Annotated in this window: 19 protein-coding genes; 14 read left to right on the top strand and 5 right to left on the bottom strand. The window is 61.1% G+C overall.

Going from position 1 to position 24,541, the window contains the following annotated elements:
* The first annotated feature begins 545 nt into the window (after positions 1-545).
* The 5 genes from OH764_RS30360 to OH764_RS30340 all read left to right on the top strand — a co-directional run bounded on the left by OH764_RS30360 (position 546) and on the right by OH764_RS30340 (position 10,122).
* Entirely contained in the window at positions 546-1,223 is a 678-nt protein-coding gene (locus tag OH764_RS30360) for a type 1 glutamine amidotransferase domain-containing protein (protein WP_498849738.1), read from the top strand.
* Between the two features lie 40 nt (positions 1,224-1,263).
* Positions 1,264-2,103 carry an enoyl-CoA hydratase/isomerase family protein gene (locus tag OH764_RS30355; protein WP_498849737.1) on the top strand — a complete coding sequence of 280 codons (840 nt, stop codon included), beginning with the start codon at positions 1,264-1,266 and terminating at the stop codon, positions 2,101-2,103.
* 136 nt (positions 2,104-2,239) lie between these two features.
* Positions 2,240-8,206 (top strand): AAA family ATPase, encoded by a 5,967-nt coding sequence (locus OH764_RS30350; protein ID WP_498849736.1) that lies wholly within the window; start codon positions 2,240-2,242, stop codon positions 8,204-8,206.
* A 193-nt stretch (positions 8,207-8,399) separates the two neighbouring features.
* Positions 8,400-8,759, top strand: a complete 360-nt coding sequence (locus OH764_RS30345; protein WP_498849735.1) for a BON domain-containing protein — start codon at positions 8,400-8,402, stop codon at positions 8,757-8,759.
* A gap of 43 nt (positions 8,760-8,802) precedes the next feature.
* A complete protein-coding gene (locus tag OH764_RS30340; RefSeq protein WP_498849734.1) occupies positions 8,803-10,122 on the top strand; it encodes an epoxide hydrolase family protein in 1,320 nt (439 codons plus the stop codon).
* Between the two features lie 56 nt (positions 10,123-10,178).
* Here OH764_RS30340 and OH764_RS30335 read toward each other — a convergent pair whose 3' ends face one another.
* The 3 genes from OH764_RS30335 to OH764_RS30325 all read right to left on the bottom strand — a co-directional run bounded on the left by OH764_RS30335 (position 10,179) and on the right by OH764_RS30325 (position 14,014).
* Complete coding sequence (locus OH764_RS30335) at positions 10,179-10,448, bottom strand: hypothetical protein (protein ID WP_498849733.1); 270 nt, start codon at positions 10,446-10,448, stop codon at positions 10,179-10,181.
* Between the two features lie 117 nt (positions 10,449-10,565).
* Positions 10,566-12,395 (bottom strand): hybrid sensor histidine kinase/response regulator, encoded by a 1,830-nt coding sequence (locus OH764_RS30330; protein ID WP_498849732.1) that lies wholly within the window; start codon positions 12,393-12,395, stop codon positions 10,566-10,568.
* 374 nt (positions 12,396-12,769) lie between these two features.
* A complete protein-coding gene (locus OH764_RS30325; RefSeq protein WP_498849731.1) occupies positions 12,770-14,014 on the bottom strand; it encodes a sensor histidine kinase in 1,245 nt (414 codons plus the stop codon).
* 525 nt (positions 14,015-14,539) lie between these two features.
* Between OH764_RS30325 and coxB the strand changes: the two genes are divergently transcribed.
* The 5 genes from coxB to OH764_RS30300 are packed head-to-tail and all read left to right on the top strand — an operon-like array spanning position 14,540 to position 20,068.
* Positions 14,540-15,598 (top strand): cytochrome c oxidase subunit II, encoded by a 1,059-nt coding sequence (coxB, locus tag OH764_RS30320; RefSeq protein ID WP_498851332.1) that lies wholly within the window; start codon positions 14,540-14,542, stop codon positions 15,596-15,598.
* 26 nt (positions 15,599-15,624) lie between these two features.
* The gene (gene ctaD, locus OH764_RS30315) at positions 15,625-17,616 is read left to right on the top strand and encodes a cytochrome c oxidase subunit I (protein ID WP_498849730.1); all 1,992 of its coding nucleotides are present in this window, start codon (positions 15,625-15,627) and stop codon (positions 17,614-17,616) included.
* The gene (locus OH764_RS30310) at positions 17,609-18,208 is read left to right on the top strand and encodes a cytochrome c oxidase subunit 3 (protein WP_498849729.1); all 600 of its coding nucleotides are present in this window, start codon (positions 17,609-17,611) and stop codon (positions 18,206-18,208) included. The genes ctaD and OH764_RS30310 overlap by 8 nt, the downstream gene beginning before the upstream one ends.
* A gap of 7 nt (positions 18,209-18,215) precedes the next feature.
* Positions 18,216-18,719, top strand: a complete 504-nt coding sequence (locus tag OH764_RS30305) for a hypothetical protein (RefSeq protein ID WP_498849728.1) — start codon at positions 18,216-18,218, stop codon at positions 18,717-18,719.
* Positions 18,720-18,724: 5 nt separating this feature from the next.
* Positions 18,725-20,068 (top strand): c-type cytochrome, encoded by a 1,344-nt coding sequence (locus OH764_RS30300; RefSeq protein ID WP_498849727.1) that lies wholly within the window; start codon positions 18,725-18,727, stop codon positions 20,066-20,068.
* A gap of 57 nt (positions 20,069-20,125) precedes the next feature.
* On the opposite strand, the gene OH764_RS30295 is transcribed toward OH764_RS30300, so the two are convergent.
* On the bottom strand, positions 20,126-20,998 hold the full coding sequence (locus OH764_RS30295; RefSeq protein WP_498849726.1) for a YsnF/AvaK domain-containing protein: 873 nt from the start codon (positions 20,996-20,998) through the stop codon (positions 20,126-20,128).
* A gap of 89 nt (positions 20,999-21,087) precedes the next feature.
* Positions 21,088-21,564, bottom strand: a complete 477-nt coding sequence (locus tag OH764_RS30290) for a YsnF/AvaK domain-containing protein (protein ID WP_498849725.1) — start codon at positions 21,562-21,564, stop codon at positions 21,088-21,090.
* 349 nt (positions 21,565-21,913) lie between these two features.
* Here OH764_RS30290 and OH764_RS30285 point away from each other — a divergent pair, with 349 nt between their 5' ends.
* The 4 genes from OH764_RS30285 to OH764_RS30270 are packed head-to-tail and all read left to right on the top strand — an operon-like array spanning position 21,914 to position 24,540.
* A complete protein-coding gene (locus tag OH764_RS30285; RefSeq protein ID WP_498849724.1) occupies positions 21,914-22,783 on the top strand; it encodes an STAS domain-containing protein in 870 nt (289 codons plus the stop codon).
* A gap of 1 nt (position 22,784) precedes the next feature.
* Positions 22,785-23,168: an STAS domain-containing protein gene (locus tag OH764_RS30280; protein ID WP_020066792.1), complete on the top strand. Its 384-nt coding sequence runs from the start codon at positions 22,785-22,787 to the stop codon at positions 23,166-23,168.
* Positions 23,169-23,203: 35 nt separating this feature from the next.
* Complete coding sequence (locus tag OH764_RS30275) at positions 23,204-23,566, top strand: anti-sigma regulatory factor (protein WP_020066791.1); 363 nt, start codon at positions 23,204-23,206, stop codon at positions 23,564-23,566.
* Positions 23,551-24,540, top strand: coding sequence for an ATP-binding protein (locus OH764_RS30270; protein WP_498849723.1), 990 nt, complete (start codon positions 23,551-23,553; stop codon positions 24,538-24,540). The genes OH764_RS30275 and OH764_RS30270 overlap by 16 nt, the downstream gene beginning before the upstream one ends.
* The last annotated feature ends 1 nt before the right edge of the window (position 24,541 follow it).

The following is a 24,541-nucleotide window of genomic DNA, read 5'->3' as shown; positions in this document are numbered from 1 at the left end:
CGTTGAATAACGGATTTGGCGAAGCTTCGTTCCGGCGCGCCGGATGTAGGGGCGGCGCCGCTCGGGCCTCGGGCAGTTGCGTCCGGCGAACGTCGAGACCGATTCGATGGGAAGTGGGGGAGGGGAAAGACCATCGAAGCGGCCGCGTGGCCGATCCGGCCTGATGTTTGCGGGCCGGCTTGCGATTGAAGCGCTGACGTCATTAGAGTTTGCGCCAGCGATGCGGCTAACTCTAGCAGACTTCCTTGGGAAAAATCTGTCGAGTTGCAGCCGGGTACGTTGCGATTGCCGATCAAACAGAATCGTTACAGGTCAATTGTTGCTACACGCCAAAGAGCAACATTCTGGTGCATTCACAAATGCCGTTCCACCGAACGATGGCACGACCGCAAGTCGCCTGGTCAACGAATCCCGTGGTGCGCGACCTTGTATAGAACACTATACGTTGGTATGCGCCAGCCGCCCCCGGCGCCGGTTCCATGTCTATAGTTCCTGCACCACGCGACCGCGTGGCACGACGTTATATTCCGACGCAGGGTGCGACCATGAAGATATTGATGGTGATGACTTCACATGACCAACTCGGCAACACCGGCAGAAAAACAGGTTTCTGGCTGGAGGAATTTTCAGCGCCTTATTTCACATTTCTCGACGCGGGCGTCGATGTCACCGTGTGTTCGCCGAAAGGCGGGCAGCCGCCCATCGACCCGAAAAGCGACACGCCGGAAGGCAAGACCGAACTCACCGAACGCTTCAAGAGCGACCCCGCCGCACAGCGGGTGCTCGCCAACACCGCGAAGCTCGGCGACATGAAAGCCGACGACTACGACACAGTGTTCTATCCCGGCGGCCACGGACCTTTGTGGGATCTCGCTGAAGATCCGCAGTCGGTGGCGCTAATCGAGCGCTTCTACGACAGCGGTAAGCCCGTCGCCTTCGTCTGTCATTCGCCAGGTGTATTGCGTCATGTCAAGGCGAACGGCGAGCCGCTCGTCAAGGGTAAGCGCGTCTCCGGATTCACCAATTCGGAGGAAGAGGCGGTGCAGCTCACTCATGTAGTGCCTTTTCTCGTGGAAGACGAGTTAAAGCGCCTTGGCGGCCGCTTCGAGAAAGTCGACGACTGGCAGCCGCTATCGATCATCGATGGACGCCTGATCACTGGACAGAATCCCGCCTCGTCGAAATCGGTTGCGCAGGACCTGTTGAAAGTGCTGCGCGGATAGCTCGCATCATCGAACCGACATTGCCTGCATGGAGAGCGTCATGACCCAGGATAGTCCCAACGCGCAGATTAGAATCGAACGTCCCAGCCCGTCCTACTGGCGTGTCGTCTTCGACAATCCGCCCTTCAACATCTTCGGGCCCGATACCACGCCGCAGCTCAACATGGTCGTCAGCGCGATCGAAGCGGACCCGCACGTGAAAGTGGTCGTGTTCGAGAGCGCAGTGCCCGGCTTCTTTCTCACGCACTACGACTTTGTGCCGCCGCTCGATGCAACTACGAGCATGCCGCCGGGACCAACGGGCATGCCGCCGCTACCCGATATGCTGGTGCGCATCGGGCGGTCGTCTGTCATCTCGATCGCGAAGATTCGAGGACGTGCGTCAGGCGTCGGCAGCGAACTCGCATTGGCGAGCGACATGCGCTTTGCCAGCAACGAGCACGCGTTGATGTCGCAGTGGGAAATCGGCGTAGCGCTTGTCCCCGGCGGCGGCCCGATGACGCGTCTTTCGCGGCTGATCGGCCGCGGGCGTGCGCTAGAGGTGCTGACGAGCGGCAACGACTTTCCCGGCGCGCTGGCCGAGCGCTACGGGTACGTCAATCGTTCAATGCCGGACAGCGAACTGGATACGTTCGTCGACGACCTCGCGACCCGTATCAGCCTGTTCGACAGGCAATCCCTTTCGGTCATCAAGCAGCACGTCAACGCGCAGACCCTGCCGCCTGACGCGAGCGTCGCGACCGAGTGGGACGCCTTCATCGCGTCGGTCGGTCGGCCGGCTGCGCAGGAGAAGATTACCCAACTGATGGATCTCGGCTTGCAGAAGGTGACGGACGTGGAAGCGAGGCTCGCGGATTACACGGGCTCGCTCTGGCGCTAGCCGCCGGATCAGGCGACTCATTCGAGGGGCATTGCGCTCCTCGCGTGCTAGGCTACTTTTCGCTTCGCAGAGCGATACGTGCCCTTCGGGCAGGTGTCGCCTTCCTCGGAAGAGAGCAGCGAGAAGGAGCATCTCCATGGATCTCACCGGCTTTTCGCTCGAACCGCTGCACGAAGACGGCGAACTGTTGTTGTGCCGTGCACAGCGGCCCGGCTCGCATATCTCGATGCTCGCGCTAGTGGCCACGCAGCCCGCGTCGCAGAGCATCATGCGGCTCGAGCACGAATACGGTCTTGCGCCCTTGCTCGAACCGGAGTGGGCCGCGCAGCCGCTCGCGCTCGACCTTGGGCGCGTGCCGCCCGTGCTGATTCTCGACGACACCGGCGGCGATCCGCTGATACGGATTCTCGGTAAGCCACTCGAACTGGCGCGGTGCCTGCGCATCGCCGTGAATCTCGCTCAGGCGATCGGACACGCGCACGAGCGGGGAATCGTCCACAAGGACATCAAGCCCGCCAATGTGCTTGTCGATGCGAACGACAATGTCCGCCTGACCGGCTTCGGCATTGCGTCGCTGCTCCCACACGAACATCAGCCGCCCGCGCCGCCCGAGATAATCGCAGGAACGCTGAGGTATATGGCGCCCGAGCAGACCGGCCGCATGAACCGTTCAATCGATGCACGCAGCGATCTGTATTCCTTCGGCGTGACGCTCTACGAGATGCTGACGGGTTCGTCCCCATTCGTCGCATCCGAAGCGATCGAATGGATTCATTGTCATATCGCTCGCAGGCCGGTGCCCGCTGCGCAACGTGTCGAAGGTCTGCCTGCGCCGGTCGGCGACGTAGTCGAGCGACTGCTTGCCAAGACGGCGGAGCAGCGTTACCAGACTGCCGGTGGTGTCCGGGCCGATTTGCAGCGGTGTTTGTCCGCATGGGAAGCGGATGGTGAAATCCCGCCCTTTGCGCTCGGTAAGCACGATGCGTCCGACCGCTTGATGATCCCGGAAAAGCTTTACGGACGCGATTCAGAGATCGATGCGCTGCTGGCGGCCTTCAATCGCGTCGTGACGTTCGGCGCCGCACAGGTGGTGCTTGTCTCCGGCTATGCGGGGATCGGCAAGACGTCGGTGGTGAACGAGTTGCACAAGGCGCTGGTGCCTTCGCGCGGACGCTTCGCCTCAGGCAAGTTCGACCAGTTCAAGCGCGACACGCCCTACGTGCCGCTGGCCCACGCGTTCCAGTCGCTCGTCCGCGACCTGCTCAACAAGACCGATACAGAACTGGAGCGCTGGCGGCGTGAGTTGACGGAGGCGCTCGGGCCGAATGGCCAACTGATGGTTGGTCTGATTCCCGAACTCGCTCTCATCATCGGGGAGCAGCCCCCGGTCCCGGCGTTGCCGCCACAGGACGCACGCAATCGCTTTCATATCGTATTTCGCCGCCTGCTCAGCGTGTTCGCGCGGCCCGAGCATCCGCTCGCGTTGTTCATCGACGATATGCAGTGGATCGACGCTGCCACGCTCGATCTGATCGGACACCTCGCGACGCATCCGGACGTGATGCACGTGCTGTTCGTCGGTGCTTATCGTGACAACGATGTCGATCCGGCAGATCGCCTCACGCGAATGATCGAAGATATGAGCGGTCCGGGAATGGGCAGCGGCACGACGCTGCAGCGCATCGATCTCGCGCCGCTTGGCGCCGGCAGCGTCACGGAGATCGTCGCCGATTCGCTGCGCTGCTCCGCCGCGACAGCCGAGCCGCTTGCGCAGCTTGTTCATCAGAAGACCGGCGGCAATCCGTTTTTCGTGATCCAGTTCCTGACGGCGCTTGCCGACGAGGGGTTGGTTGCGTTCGATCATCGTGCCGCGATCTGGACGTGGGATCTGCCTCGCATCCGCGCCAAGAGATTGACTGAAAACGTGGTCGAGCTAATGGCTGCGAAACTCTCCCGCTTGCCTGACGATACACGCGACGCGCTGAGCCGGCTCGCCATCCTCGGCAACGTCGCGAAGATCGATGCGCTGAAGCTCGTTCACGGGGAGTCTGCGGCATCGATCGATGCGAAGCTCTGGGAGGCCATGAAAGCGGGGCTCGTGCACCGTGTCGACGATGCCTATGTGTTTGCCCACGATCGCGTTCAGGAGGGCGCCTACGCGCTGATTCCTGAGAGCGAACGTGCGGCGACGCACCTGCACATCGGCCGCACGCTGGCCTCCGGACGCGCGGCGGGCGAGCTCGACGAGTTCCTCTTCGACATCGTCAATCATCTCAACCGGGGCGCTTCGCTCATGACCGACGCCGACGAGCGTGAGCGTATGGTCGCGCTGAACTATGCAGCGGGACAGCGAGCCATGCACTCGACGGCGTTCGCCTCAGCACGCACATATCTGGCAGAAGGCGTCGCCCTGCTTGGCGCGGACGCGTGGAGTCGTCATTACGAGCGGACGTTCGAGCTTTATCTGGCGTTTTCCGAATGCGAGTATCTGGCCGGCGACTTCGCCGACGCCGATACGATGTTCGACATGATGCTCGAGCGGTCGCGCTCGAACCTGGATCGCGCAAAGGTCTATGGCTTGCGCATGGAGCTATACCAGGTCGCCGGGCGGTATGACGAGAGCTTCGAGGTGGCCCGCCTCGCACTACGCGATTTCGGCGTATTGCTGCCGCTGCACGACGACGCCGCCGAGAACGAGATCGACGCCGAGTTGCGGAAGATACCGGTTAATCTCGCCGGGCGCCCCATCGACACGCTCGTGGATGCGCCGGTGGCATCGGACCCGGTCACCTGGACGATCGTAGACCTGCTGGTTGAATCAATGCCTTGCGCGTTCATCGCCCGGCCGGCGTTTTATCCGCTCATAACGCTGCAGGCGGTGAACTTGTCCTTGCGCGCGGGCAACACCGACAAGTCCAGCTTTGCTTATGGTAATTACGCGTTGATGCTGGTGTCGAGTTTTGGAGACATCGAGTCCGCGGTGCAGTTCTCGGAGATGTCGCTCAGGTTGAACGACAAGTTCGGCAACCGGCGCTTCAAAGGCAAGTTGCTCCATCTGCACGGCAATCACATCAACTTCTGGCGGCGTCACGTCGTAACCGATCTGCCGATACTCGAACGAGCGAGCGCCGCGTGTCTCGACGTGGGCGATCTGGCTTTTGCCGGATACCTCGCGTTCACCACGGTCTGGCAGATGATCGAGAAGGGCGCACCGCTTTCCGACGTGCAGCGCAGTTCCGGGCGCCACGCGTCGTTCGCACGCCAAAGCCGCAATGACGCAGTCTACGAAACGATTCGGCTGCAGCAGCATTTTGTTGCGGCGCTGCAAGGTCAGGCAGGCGGCGGGGCACTCACGGATGCGGTGGCATTCGACGGCGACGCGTCTTTCGCCGTTATCGCGAAGTCGAATTTCGGCTGCGGGATCGCGTTTCACCACATCATGAATCTGATGCTCGCCTATCTCGAAGGACGATACGACGATGCGCTTCGCGCCGCACACTGTGCGCAATCTGTGATCGGCGCCGTGATGGCGCTGCCAATAGAGGCGACGTTTTACTTCTTCCACGCGCTGACACTTGCGGCGCTCGACGCATCGGCAACCGACGAACAACGAGTCACCTGTCGTCGCGCGATTCACGCGACGTGCGAAAAGTTCGCTGTCTGGACGAGCCACTGTCCGAGCAATTTCAGGCATCGTCATGCGCTGATTTCGGCGGAGCTGGCGCGTCTCGAGGGCCGCGATTCCGATGCGATGCATCACTATGAGGAGGCCGTGCGCTCGGCCCGCGAGCATGGTTTCATTCAGAACCAGGCGCTCGCGCATGAACTGGCGGCGCGCTTTTACGCGGACTGCGGTCTTGAGACGGTCGCGGATACGTATCTGATGAACGCCCGTTCATGTTACGAGCGCTGGGGCGCCTGGACCAAAGTCACCCAGTTGACGCGCAGTCATACGCGAGTGCGTCCCGGCACATCGAAATTCGACGGCACCATTGCCATGTCCAACGAACAGCTCGACCTGGCAACCGTCGTCAACGTGTCGAGCGCAATATTCAGCGATATCGACCTCAACGAGTTGATCCATACGTTAATGGCCTTGTCGCTTGAACACGCCGGCGCCGATCGGTGCGTGCTGGTGCTCAAGCGCCGCAACGAATTGTGCGTGGAGGCAGAAGCGACGACAAGGGCCGATGCCGTCGAGGTGCGTCTGCCCAGACTGCCCATCGAACAGGCAGAACTACCGGAATCCGTGTTGCGATACGTGATGCGTACAGGCGACAGCCTGTTACTCGACGATGCATCGTCCACCAGTCCTTACTCGTCCGACGAGTACGTGATGCGTCACGATTGCCGCTCGATACTGTGTCTGCCGCTCATCAAGCGGAGCCGGATGATTGGCGTGCTCTATCTGGAAAACAACCTGGCTTCGAATGTATTCACGCCGCCGCGCACGGTCGTGTTGCGAATGCTCGCGTCTCAGGCTGCAATGTCGCTCGAAACCGCGCGGCTTTATGCCGACCTGCAACACGCCGAAGCGCTGCTCGCCGACGCACAGCGGCTCAGCAACACCGGCAGCTTCGACTGGCATGTCTCGAGCGGCGAGCTGTTCTGGTCGAAGCAAAGCTTTCGCATCTTCGACTACGATCTCGCCACGCTTCCTACACTCGAACTGATGCTGGCGCGGGTGCATCCCGACGACGCGACGTTCGTGCGTCTCATGTTCGATCGGGCCACGCATGACCGGCAGCCGTTCGATGTCGAGCACCGGCTGCTGATGCCGGACGGCTCGGTGCGGCACTTGCAATTGCTCGCGCACGTGATCGCCGACGCCGACGCGGGCATTCGGGTGCTCGGAGCACTCAAGGACATCACGACCCGCAAGCAGGCTCATGCCGCGTTGCTGCGAAGCGAGCACCGTTATCGCAGTCTGTTTTTCGACATGCCCGTCGGCTTATGGCAGATCGACGCGCAACCGCTGATCGCGTTGCTGTCGTCGCTGCGCGGGCAGGGCGTGGAAGATCTGTCGGAGTACATAGACCATCATCCCGGGTGGCTGGATCGCGCGATGGAGTTGCTCATCGTCGAAGAGGTCAATCATCACGCGGCCAAAATGTTCGGCGCGCACGACCGGAGCATGCTGCTCGGACCGTCGCCGTGGGTGTGGCGGGAAAGCCCCGACACATTCAGGCGCGCGTTGGAAAGCCGTTACGGCGGCGCACCGCTCTTTCAGGAAACCACGAGGCTTCCCACGCTCGACGGGCGCATCATCGACGTTCTGTTGACGGTCGCGCGTCCTGGCGCGGCCGAAGATCTCGGCATTGCGCTGATCAGTCTTGTCGATCTGACGGAGCGCGTCCGCGCGCAAGAAATGCTGCAGCGGCTTCAGGCAGACTTCGCGCACGCCGCGCGCATTTCGACGCTCGGAGAGTTGAGCGCGTCCATCGCGCACGAGTTAAAGCAGCCGCTTGCGGCGATTGCGATGAACAGCTCGATTGGCACGCGCTGGCTCGATCGCGAGACGCCCGATGTGGCAGAGGCGCGGCTCATCAATCAGCGCATCAAGATCGATGCGCAGCGAGCGGTCGATATCGTGGATCGCATTCGCACCATGGCGGTGCGCCAGGGCTTGAAGCGCTCGATCGCGCTGCTCGATGAGTTGATCGATGAAGCGTTGGTGTTCCTGCGTCACGATGTGAACGCGCTCGGCGTCACGATCATGCGTAAGCGGGCGCGACCGGCGCCCGCCGTGCTTGCAGATCGCGTGCAGTTGCAACAGGTGATCGTGAATCTCGTCGTCAATGCAATGCAAGCTATGAAAACGACGTCACGCCGGCGCGGCAACATAACGATTCGCACCTATCTGCCCGATGCCACGAGTGTCACCTGTTTCGTAGAAGACAGCGGCCCGGGGCTCGACGAGCCCAACATGCAGCGCGTATTCGAAAGCTTCTTCACGACCAAGGTAAGTGGCATGGGCATGGGTCTTCCGATCTGCCGCTCGATCATTGAAATGCACGGTGGCGAAATTGGCGCCGACAACGCGTCGGTGCATGGCGGCGCGCGCTTTTTCTTCACGCTGCCGCTAGCTTCCGAGGCGGCTTGAGTCGATGTCGAATTCACCGAGTCAATCGTTGTGCAAGTAGTCGCGCTCTCTTTGGTTTATGAAAGGCATACCGGCAGCATGGTTTGACATACCCGATGACGATTGAAACGACGCACGCAATCTCCTGTAATTGAGATTGTTATCCGATGTACCCGTGCATCGTGCGTGAACTTATCACCGAAAGGAGCCAGGCATGCAAACCAGAGCAATCATCCTTACCGTGGCGGCCGCAACGGCATTCACGGCGACGTCCCTTATCGGCGTTGGCACCGCGTGGGCTGCCGACTCATCGGCTGCCAGTACTGGCGGCACCAGCAAGAAGGAGATGCGAGCCGAGAATCGCGCGCTGAGCCACGCAGTGCGTCAGTCGCTAACGAAGGTCAAGGGGCTGAACTCTTCGCACATCAACGTGCTGGCGCACGGCAGCACGGTCACGCTGACGGGTTCCGCATCGGATCAGTCGCAGATCGACTCCGCACAAGCGGCTGCTTCGAAGGTTGCAGGTGTCAGCCACGTGAACAATGAGCTCACTGTGTCCGAGCCCGGGAATTGAAGGCCGCATGCGCTCGAGTAGTACTGCGTTCGAAGGAGTTGGCATGTCAGACGATCTTCTTCCCGAAATCTCTTCGCGCCGTAAGTTCATCAGTGCGGCGGCAGCCGTCGTCGCCGCAGGTTCAGCGCCGCGGTTCTCGTTTGCCGATACATCGATCACGAGCACCTCGCAGCCTGGCGGCGGCGACAAGACTGCGCTGCGTCCGTTGCGCGTTCACGCGTCGGACGCGCAACTCGCCGACTTGCGACGGCGCGTCAAGGCGACGAAGTGGCCCACGCGCGAAACTGTCTCCGACGCCACTCAAGGCGTGCAGCTCGTGACGATGCAGCGCCTCGCGCGTTACTGGACTACTGACTACGACTGGCGGAAGGTCGAAGCGAAACTCAACGCTCAGCCGCAGTTCGTGACCGAAATGGACGGACTCGACATTCATTTCGTCCACGTGCGGTCCAGGCACGCGAACGCGATGCCGATGATCGTCACGCATGGTTGGCCGGGTTCAATCATCGAGCAAATGAAGATTATCGAGCCGCTAACGAACCCGACCGCTTATGGTGGCGCGGCCGCAGACGCGTTCCATGTCGTGATCCCGTCGTTGCCGGGGTACGGCTTTTCGGGCAAACCGACGACGACCGGTTGGGACCCTGGGCGCATCGCGCGTGCATGGGTCGTGCTCATGCAGCGACTCGGCTACACACGTTATGTCGCGCAGGGCGGCGACTGGGGCAATGCCGTGACCGAGCAGATGGCGCTGCTGACGCCGCCCGGTTTGCTTGCGATGCATACGAATATGCCGGCCACTGTTCCGGACGACATTGCGGATGCGTTGAAATACGGCAAGCCTGCGCCGGCCAATCTGTCAGCCGACGAAAAGCATGCCTTCGACCAGCTTGATTTCTTCTACAAGCACGGGCTTGGGTATGCGCTCGAAATGGCGAACCGTCCGCAGACGCTCTACGGCATCGAAGATTCGCCCATCGGTTCTGCTGCATGGATGCTGGACCACGACGCGAGCAGCCAGGCGATGATCGCGCGCGTTTTCGACGGACAGCCGGAAGGGCTGACACGCGACGACGTTCTGGACAACGTCACGCTTTACTGGCTGACAGGCACGGCGATCTCGTCGGCGCGGCTGTACTGGGAAAACAAGTTGAATTTTTTCGCGCCGAAACATGTACCGATTCCGGTCGCCGTGAGCGTCTTTCCCGACGAGATCTACGCCGCGCCGCGCAGTTGGACGGAACAGGCGTACCCGAAGCTGATGCATTACAACCGCCTTCCCAAGGGCGGCCACTTCGCGGCCTGGGAACAGCCGCAGATCTTCACGCAGGAAATTCGCGCAAGCTTTTCGTCGTTGCGCTGACCTGGCGCCCGCCGATACATGAATGACCGCAACGCGCGGTCACGGCTGGCCGACGACTACACACCGAGGATCTTGCCGACCGTCTCATTGAATTCGTCGGTAGCGTTCTGGATTGCCTCGTCGGCCTCGTCGTCCAGGTTGTCTGCGTTCTCATCCAGCACCTCCTGCAGCGTTAGATACGCTGCAATGATGCCGTCCAGCTGGTGGCTTTCGACGCGAGCATAGACGGCCTCGCCCACCGCTTCCATGAAGTCGCCCCGGCTTCCGCCCACCAGGCCGTCAGCGTTATTTTCCAGGTCGTCCTTGAATTGTTCGACGTTTGCCATGTTTTCCTCCGGAAGGTCATGTCAGATTAGCGGTTTGGTTCTGTTGCCGTGGTTGCGCCGCGTAACGCGTGCGTCAACAGTACGGCCATATCATGGAACCCGCAACACGATCTGCGGCTACGTCGCCATGCCCAGCGTTCGCACGAGATCGGCCAGCCGATACGGTTTGTGAATAAACGCGAAGTCGTCGAGATTGCCGTGCTGTGCCTTGAGGGCGGGCAAAGGATACCCCGATGCAAGCACGATCCTGATCTCGGGGTGGCGATCGCGCGTTGAACGCGCAAGCTGGATGCCGTCGATTCCCTTGGGCATCACGACGTCGGTAAATAAAACGCGGATATCGTCGCGACGACCCAATGCGTTCATCGCTTCGGCCCCGTTGCTCGCGGTCAGTACTTCGTATCCGAGGCTACGGAAGAGCGCCGCTGTCGCATCCAGTAAATCCGGCTCGTCCTCTACGACCAGCACCGTATCGAGCGTCGGTCCGGCTAAAGAGTCCGCGTCGCCCGATGCGCTTTTCGCTATCGGCAGATACATGCTGACGACCGTGCCTATGTCCGGTTCACTGCGAATGAGCACATCGCCGCCAGACTGCGAGATAAAGCCGTACACCTGGCTTAGACCGAGACCGGTGCCCTTGCCGACCTCCTTGGTGGTAAAGAACGGTTCGAACGCGCGCGCGGCAACCTCTGGCGGCATCCCCGAGCCGGTGTCTGCCACGGAGACCTTGACATACGGGCCCTCGACGAGCGTGCCAACCGTGCCTTCGCGGACTTCGACGTTTTCAACGGTAATCGCGATCTTTCCGCCTGCGGGCATTGCGTCGCGCGCATTGACGATCAGATTCAGCAGCGCGGCCTCGAAGCGGGCTACGTCGAGCAGCACGGGCCGCGGTTGCGGCTCTGGCCTGATCTCCAGCTCGATCGTGCTGTTTCCCGCGCGGCGAAGAACCGCTTCAAAACCGCGGATCACCGCGTTCAGATTGCATCTTTCGACCTTGAGCGGCTGCTGGCGCGCAAACGAGAGCAACTGCTGTGTCAGCGTCGCGCCCCGGGCCACTGCGCGTTGCATGGTTTCCAGCATCTTGAGATCGGCGTGGTCCTGTACGCGCAGCGACAGCACATCGAGTCCGTTCGACATGACTGCGAGCAGGTTGTTGAAGTCGTGGGCGACGCCGCCGGTCAACTGGCCGAGCGATTCCATCTTCTGTGACTGGAACAGTGCGGCGTTGGCGCGCTCGAGAGCCTCCGCCGCCTGTTTGCGTTCCGTGACGTCGCGCGTCACTTTTGCAAAACCGACGAGCTCGCCCGCGCCGTTGCGGATTGCATCCACCACCACGTGGGCCCAGAACCGCGAGCCGTCCTTGCGGACCCGCCATCCTTCGCGCTCCGCTCGGCCCTCCGCGGCGGCGGTCGACAGCGTCAGCGCAGGCAGGCCGCTCGCGCGATCCTCCTCGGTATAGAAGCAAGAGAAGTGTTTGCCGAGAATTTCCTCGCGCGTGTAACCCTTGATCCGTTCCGCGCCGACATTCCAGTTAGTCACCTCGCCGGTTGGCGAAAGCATGTAGATCGCGTAGTCCGTGACGCCTTGAACCAGCAGCTGGAACTGCTCCTCGCTTTCACGCAACGCTTCCTGGGCCATCTTCCGGTCCGTGATGTCGCGTGTGATCTTGGCGAAGCCGATGAGCTTGCCGGAATCGTCACGCAGCGGATCGATTACCACGCTCGCCCAGAACTGGCTGCCGTCCTTTCGGACCCGCCAGCCTTCATCCTCGAATTTACCTTCGTCGCGCGCAGTTCTCAGCGCGAAGGCCGGGCGGCCGCCCGCCCGGTCAGTGTCTGTGTAAAAAACGGAAAAGTGCTGGCCCAGAATTTCCTTGGGAGCATAGCCCTTGAAGCGTTGGGCGCCTGCATTCCACGTTTTGATAAAACCTTCTGCGTCCAGCATGAAAATCGCGTAATCCCTAACGCCTGCGACCAGAAGCTGGAAAGATTCCTCTCCCGAAACGTCCCGGGGGGACGGTGCAAAGTTAGTCATTTTGTGTTTTTACCGGGCGGCGCCCTGTCAGCGGTTTGTCACGCGAGGCTCCTGAAGCCCGTGCCATATGAACTGTCGCAAGAGTTGCGCCAGCGCTCCGGGATGGTAGGCAGTCAAGTGCGTGGTCCGCATTGAACTCAGCCGTGGGGCTTCCCGACGGAAGCTCTCGGGTGCTCCGCGGCTGCCGTGGCCGCACCGACAAGTACGCCTGACCCTCCGTCTTCGTCGCCCGGAAGTTGTACCGAGTTGATTCCCGATTCGGTCAGGAGACGAGAGCGTGTCGGCTATGTCCGTTCGCTTTTTGGGAACACCAGGCGCGCTATCAGCCCGCCGCCCGGGTGATTGCCAAGAATGAGATGGCCTCCTGCGCCTGCCACGAGTTTTTTGACCAGAGCCAGCCCCAGTCCCCGATGGCGTCCGCTATCGTCAGCGCTGCCCAGGCGCACGAATGCTGCGGTTGCATCTGCCAATCTTGACTGCGTGATTCCTGCACCGTGATCTCTTATGCTCAGGACGCACTCGGCTCGGGTTCGCGAGGTTTTGATTTCGATCGGCGGAATTCCATGCTCCAGCGCGTTGTCGACCAGATTGAACAGGACGCGCTCAAGGACCGGGCGCGGCAGCTTGAATTCTGCACCCGCTTCGAACGTGCAGACGAACAGGTTGGCCTCCAGCGAACTTGTCATTACGAATCGATCGTGGATGAATGCTTCCACGGACAGGTTGGCCTGCGGCCCGGTGGAAAGCTGAGTCCCTTCGACGAACTGCCTGGCAAGATGCGAGAACAGGTCGATGTCCTCTACGAGCGCCACGCGCTTGTGCCATTTCTTCACCTGAAGGGCTCGTTCACGCAGTCGGGTTGCGTGCGATTCGAGATGAAGTTGCAGGGCCACCAGCGTAGACGATTGCTCTGAACGTGAGTCGATGCGCCGAGCGAGCAATTCATTGGATATTCGCGCCAGTCGCCGTAACTCCTTCGGGCCTCTTTCCGGAATGATTTCGTGGGGGCGGTATTCGCCGCCAACCTTGCTAAACGCTGTCGAGAGACTGCGTAGAGGCCGCCCAATTGCCCAGCTTGCTGCTAATCCGAGACCAATAGATAGAAAGACAATCGACCATGCCGGGAACGCAATGCAGTCCCAACGCAGATAGGTGGGCGCGTTTTCGAATGGGAACGCGTTATACGGCGGAACGGTTTGGCCGTTCCAATATTGATAGCCTGGAACGGGGAACCAGGCTTGGGCGCCCCCAGCTTCACCTTGGTCCCGCCAGAGATTAACCAGCGTTGGCCGTTCCACAACCACCACAGCGGGCGGCGCCGCGGAGATCGACGTCAGTAACGGGGAATATGAGCGCTTGCGCGCGTCAGCTTGTTGAAACCTCGCAGGCACCGGGCTCGCCTGCGACGCATACGACGAGTCCAATCGTGTCAGGCCGACATGTTGCGAAGCAACTGCCATCGCGCCGCAGTCGATACATGAACTGAGCACGACAGCCAATATGATGACTCGGTGAATCGACCTGATCACGGGTTCCTCTTGCGCTTCATTTGAAAGTTACGTGCACGCACCTAGCGGGCATCTTCCTGTTGGACATGCCGGTCTGCGACGTACATTTTTGGATTGTGAGTCCGTGTCTTGCCCGGCATCGCCAGTCTCAACGTTAGCCAATCATCTACCGTCGAGACGCGGCGAGATGCGGCGAACACTGGCAGCATCGATCAAATCCTTACATTTTATTTCGTGGTAGCGGAGCCAGCGTATTCGTGACGACGCACGCCTCCGGCTCGTACGGTGAGCACATGCTTAATCGAAGTTACATCGCCCGACGGTTTTTACAAGCGCTTCACGTACTCGTCACGTCATGCGAAGGCAGAAGCAAGCGCCTGCCGCGAGCCTCCACGGCGCAAGGGCCGGCTTGCGGTGCCAGGCAAGAATTTTGCAATGCATCACGTTGTGAGGTGTAACGCGCGGCGTCCGCTCCGACAACCGCAATGCACATGTAAGGAAATAACCGCTTGCGAGTCGGCTTACGTGCCGGGCCGGAGAACAATGATGGGTCAGACGGTCAGCGATTTTCTTGTCGGACGCCTGCATCGTTTGGACCTCAGCGGTCGCAAGCTTGCACTTCTAACGGCGCTTACTTTCGCGCCGCTTGCGCACGCCGACGCGCCGCTCGAATACTTCCTGCATTCGGCCGGTCCCGCGGCGACACCGACCATGCATCTTGGCTGGGGTCTGACTGCCATGTGCATCGCGGTTGTCGTCATCATTGCGGTTCTGCTGGCGGGCGCACTTATGCGGCGGCGCCCGCCGACCGCGCGGCGAGCGCTCGGTAAGGAAGGCGGTGGAATGGCGTGGATCTACATCGGCGTGGGCGTGTCCACCGTCGCGTTGCTGGTGTCGCTCTTCTACACGCTCGTTACGTTGGAGGCAGTCGCGCAACCTTCGCTGACACCGGGCCTGACTATCACCGTCACCGCCTACGACTGGTGGTGGAAGATCGACTACGGCGAAGACACCGAGCCGGCGAACCATTTCGCAACAGCCAACGAGATTCACATTCCTGTGGGCGTGCCGGTCAAGATCAACCTGAAAAGTGCGGACGTCATCCACGCTTTCTGGGTGCCCCGCCTTGCCGGCAAGACCCAGGCAATTCCGGGGCAGGTCAACACGCAATGGATAGAGGCGGATGCGCCAGGCGTCTACCGTGGTCAGTGCACGCAATTTTGCGGCTCACAGCATGCGCATATGGCGTTCGACGTCATCGCGCAGCCGCAGGCGGATTTCGATGCCTGGCAGAGCGCGCAGATCCGTCAGGCGGCTCTGCCGGCCGACGGCCAGGTGCGAGACGGTCAGAAGATTTTCATGGATCGCTGCGCAGGCTGCCATGCGGTACGGGGTAGCGACGCAGCCGGTGCGCAGGCCCCGGACCTTACTCATGTGGGCTCACGCCAGCAGCTTGCAGCCGGCACATTGACCAATACCCCGACGCACCTGCTTGACTGGATCGAGCACGCCCAACAGATAAAACCCGATTCGCTGATGCCCAGCTTTACGCTGAACGTGCACGATGCCGCTGCGCTTTCCGATTATCTCGCGACGCTCCATTGAAGCGCTCCCATCCGACAAGGAAGAACATGGCCGACCTTGCACCCGATACGCCCGACCTGCGGCTCGCACGCCGACCGGAAATCGGCCGCATGCCGCAAGGTTCGCCGCGCGAGCAGCGCCTGCGAGAACTGTGGGAAAGCGAACCTGGCTGGCGCGGCTGGCTCTCGACGGTGGACCATAAGCAAATCGGCTTGCGCTACATCGTCACCGCTTTTGTCTTTCTGATCGCCGGGGGAATCGAGGCGCTCATCATGCGCGTACAGCTTGCGCGGCCGAACGCACATCTGCTGTCGCCGGAGCAGTACGACCAGCTTTTCACGATGCACGGCATCACGATGATCTTTTTGTACGCACTGCCTGTGTTGTCCGGCTTTTCGAACTACCTGTGGCCGCTCGTGCTCGGCGCGCGGGACATGGCATTTCCACGGCTTAACGCGCTGTCGTTCTGGGTCTTCCTTTTCGCGGGCATTTTTCTTTATGCGAGCTTTCCGCTCGGTCAGGCTCCTAATGCCGGCTGGTTCAATTATGTGCCGCTCGCGAATCTCGAATACAACACCGGACCCAACATCGACGTCTACGCGCTCGGCATGGTGCTGCTCGGTGTGTCCACAACCGTTGGATCGGTCAACTTCGTCGTCACGCTACTGCGCATGCGTGCACCGGGAATGTCGATCGACCGGTTGCCCATTCTGGTGTGGGGCACGTTGACTGCGTCGGCGGCTAACCTTGTGGCGGTGCCATCGGTCAGTCTGGCGTTTCTCATGCTGTGGCTGGACCGGCAGATCGGCACGCACTTCTTCGATGTCACCCACGGCGGCCGGCCGATGTTATGGCAGCACATGTTCTGGATGTTCGCTCATCCGTGGGTATATGTCGTGGTGTTGCCGGCCATGGGCATCGTTTCCGATGCACTGCCGACGTTTTGCCGCCGGCCACTCGTTGGCTACACACCCGTTGCGATCTCGACCGTCGCAACGATGATGATCGGATTCGTGGTCTGGATTCATCACATGTTCGCGACTGGAATCGGGCCGCTCGCGCTGGCCTTCTTTGGCGCCGCAAGTACGTTGATCTCGATCCCAAGCGCCGTCGCCACCTTCGCATGGATTGCAACGATCTGGCTTGGACGGCCGGTCTATCGCGTGCCGTTCCTGTTTTTCGCAGGCTTCGTGCTGATGTTCGTGGTTGGCGGCGTCTCCGGTGTGATGACCGCGGCGGTGCCATTCGACTGGCAGTTGACCGACACCTACTTCGTCGTGGCTCATCTGCACTACGTGCTGCTCGGCATCAACGTGTTTCCCGTGCTCGGGGGCATCTATTACTGGTTCCCCAAATTTACCGGCCGGATGACCAGTGAGCGGCTCGGCAAGCTGTCGTTCTGGGTCACCTTTGTCGGCTTCAACGTCGGCTTTTTTCCGATGCACATCTCGGGCCTCCTCGGCATGCCGCGTCGGATCTACACCTACCCGGCAAACATGGGATGGGACACGACGAACATGATCACGACCATTGGCTCATTCATATTCGCCATTGGCATTCTCATCTTCCTGATCGACATGGCCGTGAGCCTGCGGCGCGGTGCACCGGCAGGCGACAATCCCTGGGACGGCGCGTCGCTCGAATGGTCCGTACCGTCGCCGCCACCGCCCTACAACTTCGCTGTCGTGCCAGTGGTAGCGAGCCGCAATCCGTTGTGGGAAGAACGGATTGGAGAGGGCAGCAACTCGAAGCTCGATGAAGGGTTCCTGCTCGATCATGGCCGTGAGGCGCTCGGCACGACACCGCTCGATGCCAGGCCCGACATCATCCTGAAGATGCCGACCGATTCCTACGCCCCGTTTTTGCTCGGCTTGTTCAGTGCGCTGCTATTCGTTGCCATGCTGCTGCGCACCTGGATCTTTGCGGGGGCCATGATAGCCGCGTGCGGCGCGGCGATTCTGTTATGGCTGTGGCCCGAACGATTGCTGATACAGCGCGAGCCGGAGCCGGTGCGGGATGCGGGAGCCGGTCATGAGTGAGCTGACGGACAACGTGCCGGTTCTTCCTGTCGGTAGCGCCGGCAAATTATCGGGCGGCTGGTGGGGCATGATGGCGACGGTCGCCACCGAAGCGTCGCTCTTCGGTTATCTGATCTTTTCGTATCTGTACCTCGGCTCGCAGACCGAGATGCACTGGCCGCCGGAAGGGCTGCCCAAGATCGGCATCGGCGCGCTCAATACGTGCGTCCTGCTCTTGAGCAGCCTGTTCGTGTGGTTGTGCGAGCGCCTGGTGCGCCGGCGCAGAATCCGCTGGGCGGTAGCGTCGATGGCATTGGCGATCGTTCTCGGCGTCGTCTTCGTCGGCATTCAGATGAAGGAGTGGCACGACCACCCGTACGGCATCGCAACGCATCTTTACGGATCGCTGTACTTCACGATCACGGGCTTTCACGTGATCCACGTGCTCGTCGGCCTTGTCGTGCTGTCTTGTCTGCTCGGCTGGACGGCGCTCGGTTACTTCGACGAAAAGCGTTGTGCTGCGCTGAGAATCGGCGGCCTGTACTGGCATTTCGTCGATGTCGTCTGGCTCTTTATTTTCACCACGCTGTACGTCACGCCTTTTCTTTTCTAGGAGCGCGATGATGTTAGCCGCAGAGCTTTATCAGAAGCCGCCAGGCGAGCCGGACCCGGCGACCGCGCAGCGAGGCGCCGGCCGCAGGTCCGACCGTCTGAATCCCTATCCACGGCGCGGCGGGGCGCTGATGATGCTGTTCGGTCTGTTGGGCGCGGCCGCAGCATGGGGGTTGCAGACGGAAGTTGGCGAGACGCTTGCCGCTCAGGCCTGCTACCCGCATCGGCGTGCGCTCCCCGCGCCTCAATGGTCGTGGCTCATGCCGGCGTTGAACGTAATGAGTATCGTCGCGCTGCTGGTTGGTATCGCGGGTGTGTGGGTGGCCTGGCGAAGCTGGCGCATAGCGCGCGGCGCGCTCCCTGATTCTGCTGCTTCCGTGTCCGACACAACAGCGGGAAGAACCCGTTTTCTCGCGATGGCAGCGCTCATACTCAGCGTGCTCTTTCTCGTCGGCCTGGTCACAGCAGGATTGGCTGTGCTGCTCGTCTCACCGTGCAGCGCGTGGCGATGACTGACATGAAACGGATCCGGCCGCGCGCCGCGTGCACCGCCTTCGCTCTGACGCTCGCCATGACGATGGTGGCGGGGCTGTGCGCACGCAGTCTCGCGCAGCCAGCTTCGCCTAGCGTCGACGATGAAGTTTCACTGTCGGACCCCGCGCTGATTTCACGTGGCGCCTATCTCGCGAAGCTTGGCGACTGCGCCGGCTGCCATACGGTGCCGAAGCAGGGTGCGCCGTTCGCCGGCGGCCTCCCGATGGGCTCGCCGTTCGGCACCATCTATTCGACTAACATCACGCCCGACCCGCAAACCGGAATCGGCCGCTACAGCTATGCTGACTTCGAGCGCGCGCTGCGCGACGGCGTGACACCCGGCGGCAAGCGGCTTTACCCGGCCATGCCGTATGCGTCGTTCACGAAGATCAACGACTCGGATATGCACGCACTCTACGCGTACTTCATGCATGGCGTGCAGCCGGTCCCGCACCGGCCGCCTGAAACGAAATTGCCGTTCCCGTTCAGTCAGCGCTGGGGCCTCGCCTTCTGGGATTTCGCATTCGTGCGGCACGAGCGCTTCATTCCGGACGGCAAACGCGACGCGCTATGGAATCGAGGTGCCTATATCGTGCAATCGCTCGGCCACTGCGGCGCATGTCACACGCCCCGTGGCCCCGGGTTCGAGGAGCGCGGCTACGACGAGTCGTCGAAGCTATACCTGACAGGCGGAACGAACGATCACTGGTTCGCGCCGAACCTCACCGGGGATCCAGGTTCCGGATTAGGGCGTCTATCGCCGCGCGACATCGCCTCCTTTCTCAAGTCCGGCCACGGCGTGGATGTGCACGTCGTGACGTTTGGCAGCATGGTGGAAGTGGTCGAGGACAGCGGGCAATATTTCAGCGACGACGACCTGAACGCGGTCGCACGATATCTGAAGAGCCTCCCCGCCCGGCAGAGCTCCGGTGCTTACAAGCCGAACACGCAGAAGTTACAGGAGACGGCTGTGTCGTTGAAGGCGGGTGAGATAGAGCGTCCCGGGGCCGGACTCTACCTGTCGTTTTGCGCAAAGTGTCATCAAGCCGACGGGCGCGGGGAACCACACAAATTCCCCGCGCTGGCAGGCAATCCGGCAGTACTCGCGCCGGACACGTCGTCGCTAATCCGGCTCGTTCTTGAAGGCGGCACTAGTCCGCAGACAGAGAATGGGCCAATACATCGTGAGATGCCCGCGTTCAGGAATCAGTTCACAGACAGAGAGATCGCCCGAGTCTTGAGCTTCGTGCGTACTGCGTGGGGTAACGAGGCACGGCCGGTTCCGACGCGCGACGTCTCGACTGTGCGCAGCAAGATCAAGAAGTGAAGCAGGCAGGGCCGGTTCGAACTCTCTGTTTCGCCACCGGCCTCATCGTTCGCCGAATTAGATCGGCTTCCTCTCAACTTCATCGAGCCGCGTGGTCTTGTCGGTTCCTTCCACCCGCTCAACTTCGACTTCGGTACCGCGGACTGTGTCGTTGACAGTTTCAGTGCGACTGCTCGACTCTTTGCCAACCACCACTTCCTCAACGACTCTAGCCGTCTTTGCGACGACGGCCTGCTCCGCAGTTTCGCGAACCTCGACGGAACTCTCGGTCAGGTCGGCTGTAGTCGCGGGGCGGTCCACCGCGCGCCGTTCTATCGTGGCGTGCTCCTCGCGCAGGGTCACCGCTTCGCTAACAGGCGTTTCGGTGACGCGCGAGTAAACACGTACGCCTCCCGTCGAGACTTCGCGTTTGCCGACTTCGAGCGACTCCTGTACGACTGGAAACGCCTTGCGTTCGGCCGCTATTTCCTCACTCGTGTAAGCGGGCGCGTTGCGGTCGTATCCGGTGTAGCCCGCGCCGCGCCATTGTGCAACGCGTGAATCGATGTCGACGGCACCCGCGGCGTACAACGCCTCTTGCACTCTCTCCACGGACGACTCGTCATTCACATCCACGGACAGCAATGCGCCGCCGCGACGCACGGCTTCCTGATAGTGGCCGGCTTCTTCCGGACGGTCGTCGTCACCGAAGAGTCGTTTGAAGAAATGTTCGATGCGCCCCATCGCGCCTTCGTGCTCGTGGCCAGTGGCGTCGGTCGAGGAAACCGGTGTTGTCCCGAGGCCCGTATCGGTTGTGGTGGATGCACCGAACCCGGCGTCCTGAGCATGCACGGCCATGTTCGCAGACGGAACGCCTTCAGTTTCCAGGCGGCTTTTTGCGGCTTCCGCCTGCGCGAATGAATCGAATACACCGATGATAGTGTGAGTCATTGCAGATCTCCCAAAAGAGTGAACCAGAGCTACGCAAGTCCAAGTGGAACGCGTCCCGCCTATCGCGCAACGACCGTTCCCAGGGCGCGCTACTCGGTGTCAGTTTCGGTTTTCCACTCGCCATCCGTGCCTTCGCGGCGCTCAATGACTAATTCTTCGGACTTCAAAGTGAATTCACGAACTGCTTCATGCTGTGATTCGAAGGTCGTTATGTGCACCTCTTCCTTCAACATGAGTTGCATTTTTACTACCGGCACGGATTCGAAGACCGGAACGATGAGCGTGTCGCCTTCCTGCCGCGGCGCGTAGCGCTCATCGACAGGTCTTCCGATCGGCACGCGCCGAACTTCAACGTGCTCCTCGCGCAGGGTCACGGAAACCGGCTTCGTCTCTTCTTGAATGACCTTGCGGACCCGGACTGAACCCGTCTCGATTCTGTCGACGTCGACCTGCAGTTGTTCTTGCACGGCAGCGAGGCGCAATTCGTCCGACGCATTGCTTGCATCGGACGTGTCCGCGCGGTCAGCGGATTGCGACTTGGATTTGGCCGATTCGGGCATGTCCATCAGTTGCCTCCGGGAGAAGCGGGCGTTCAGTTAGAAAAGGGGCGCCTGGAAGATTTAGCGCGGCGACCATGCATGGCACGTGGCTGCTTGTGTCGGAAGCATCTCTGGCATCTACCGGCGAGGTGAACCGGCGCCCCGTCATGCGGCGCCGTAACGTTTCAATCCGCAAGGGGCATGCCGTGTCGGCGGGATGAGGGAACATGCCCGCCTGGCAGGACAATAAGTTCGTTGACCGTCAGCAACGTTGTGTGGGCTCACGCAACATAATGGACCGGCTGCATGTAACGGAACCGTCAACCCACAGGTATGATGTCGCTCTGTCCAATTGACACCAATACAGGAGCGGACTTTGAGCGAACAAAATGACTTGGCAACCATACTTGAGAAAAATGAAGAAGCCGTTTTGAAAGCGTGGGTAGCCGGGCAGATATCTGGCGGCGTCCGCCAGGGTGTCATCTCGGAAGCTGATGTGCGCGACTCATCGCGTGCATTTCTCGCGCTATTTGCAAGCGCTGTCAAAAGCAGCTACGACGAGCAGTTGTCCGGAGAGGCATGGGAACCGGTCCGCGCACATCTGACTGCATTGTCCCGGGAACGCGTAATTCAGGGCTTCTCCCCGGTAGAAACTGCCACTTTCATTTTTTCGCTGAAGAAGCCGTTGTTCGAAGCGCTGCGCAAGTCGCTCGGCAAGAACCTCGAAGCGCTGGGCGACGAGTTGTGGAAGCTGACTCAGACTCTCGACAGCCTCGGCCTCATCACCATTGAAGCGTATCAGGCGAGCCGCCAGCAGATAATCGAGCGCCAGCAGCAAGAATTACTGGATCTCACCACACCAGTGGTGCGCCTGTGGGACTCCATCGTCGCGCTGCCGCTAATCGGCACGCTCGACAGCGAGCGTACCCAGGTCGTCATGGAGAGCCTGCTCGACTCCATCGTCGAAAACGAAGCGGCGATCGCAATCATCGATATCACTGGCGTGCCGACTGTCGACACGCTGGTCGCGCAGCATCTGCTCAAGACTGTTGCGGCCGCCCGGCTGATGGGTGCGGAGTGCATCATCAGCGGAATTCGTCCGCAGATTGCGCAAACTATCGTCCACCTTGGCGTCGATCTCGGTGACGTCGTCACGAAGGCAACGCTCGCCGAAGCGCTAAAAATCGCTTTGCGAAGAGTGGGCATGACGGTGACGAAACTCGCTACCGCCAAGCAGGACAACTGAGATGGAGCAGATCCCTGTCCTCAAGCTCGGCGAATTCCTCCTCGTCTCGATTCAGGTAGAGCTGCATGACGAACTGGTGATGAGCTTGCAGGACGATTTGACGTCACGGATCGAGCGTACGCATGCAAAGGGCGTGTTGATCGACATCTCCGCACTGGAGATCGTCGATTCTTTCATTGGCCGTACGCTCGGCCACATCGCAGCGATGGCGCGGGTAATGGACGCCACCACCGTGCTGGTGGGCATGCGGCCTGCTGTAGCTATTACGCTGGTCGAACTGGGCATGTCGCTGCACGGTATCCGCACGGCGCTCGACGTGGACAAGGGAATGGCCTTGCTGCGCAGATCGCTCGAAGACGCGGGAGACCCCTCATCGTTACCTTAAGCGAATCCGTCCTCGAGGTTCGAACGGCCGATCAGGTGAACCTTGCACGCAAGACGGTTCAGGAGTGGGCAACGCGGCTCGCCTTCGGCACGCTCGATCGAACCAAGTTCGTTACGGCGGCGAGCGAACTTGCGCGTAATACACTCGTGCATGGCCGGGGAGGCAAACTCACCATCTCCGAAGTCCAGCGCGACGGCCGTATTGGCATCAAGCTCGTTTTCGAAGATACGGGGCCGGGTATTCCGGACATCGAGCGGGCGCTTCAGGACGGGTTCAGCACCGCTAAAAGCATGGGCCTTGGATTAGGCGGTGCACGTCGGCTCGTCAATGAGTTCGACATTACGTCGACAGTGGGCGTGGGGACCAAAGTGAGCATCATTCAATGGAAACGACGCTAACCCTCGCCGACAAGAGCGGCGTGGCAGACGCGCGCAGGCGTGCGGTTCAGATGGCGCAATCGCTCGGCCTGCCCGAAAAATCGCAGGCCGACGCCGCGCTGATCGTCACGGAAGCGGCCACCAACATCCTCAAGTACGCGGGCCATGGCGAGATCGTGTTGAAGAGTGCCGAGGGCGGCGCGGGCGGTCTCGACGTGGTCGCACTCGACCGCGGTCCGGGTATCGTCAATCTGGGCGCCGCGTGTTCCGACGGATTCTCGACGGGCGGCAGCCTCGGCGCCGGTCTCGGAACGATCGCGCGTCATTCGGCACTCTTCGACATTTATTCGGTCGCCGGTAACGGCACGGCTTTGTTTGCGCGGGTGACCGATAAACCAGCCGCAAAGCTTTCCCGCTTTCAGGTCGGCGCGAGGTCCACGCCGAAGCTCGGCCAGGACGTCAACGGCGACGCATGGGCCGTGCGCCATGCGGCGGACAGCATGTGGGTGACCTTGCTCGACGGCCTTGGGCATGGGCCGCTTGCGGCAGAGGCGTCGCGTCGTGCCGTCGACGTTTTCATGGCAACCGATCCGGTTGCTCTGCCGGCAGACGTCATGCGCGACGTTCATTCCGGCATCAAGGCGACGCGCGGCGCAGTCATGGCGATTGCGAAATTCGAGCCTGCAAGCGCTGTTCTGTCGTTTGCGGGCATCGGTAATATCGTGAGTGTCGTTCATACCGGCGAGAGCGCGCAGCACCTGCTTTCCATGGACGGCACGGTCGGCTACAACATGCGCGCTGTCCGCCCGGGGGAAGCCCGTTGGGTATCGGGCAGTGTGTTCATTGCCACCACGGACGGCCTGTCCACGCGTTGGAATCTGAATCGCCATCCCGGTTTGACGAACCGGCACCCGAGCCTGATCGCCAGCGTGCTGCACCGCGACTTCGCCCGCGACGCGGACGACGCCACAGTCGTTGTCGTAAAGGCGGTTTGAC

Source organism: Burkholderia sp. M6-3, from assembly GCF_050858985.1.
Taxonomy (GTDB): Bacteria; Pseudomonadota; Gammaproteobacteria; order Burkholderiales; family Burkholderiaceae; genus Paraburkholderia; species Paraburkholderia caledonica.
The sequence above is the reverse complement of the archived record's forward strand: the minus strand, read 5'-3'. Positions and strand labels throughout refer to the sequence as shown.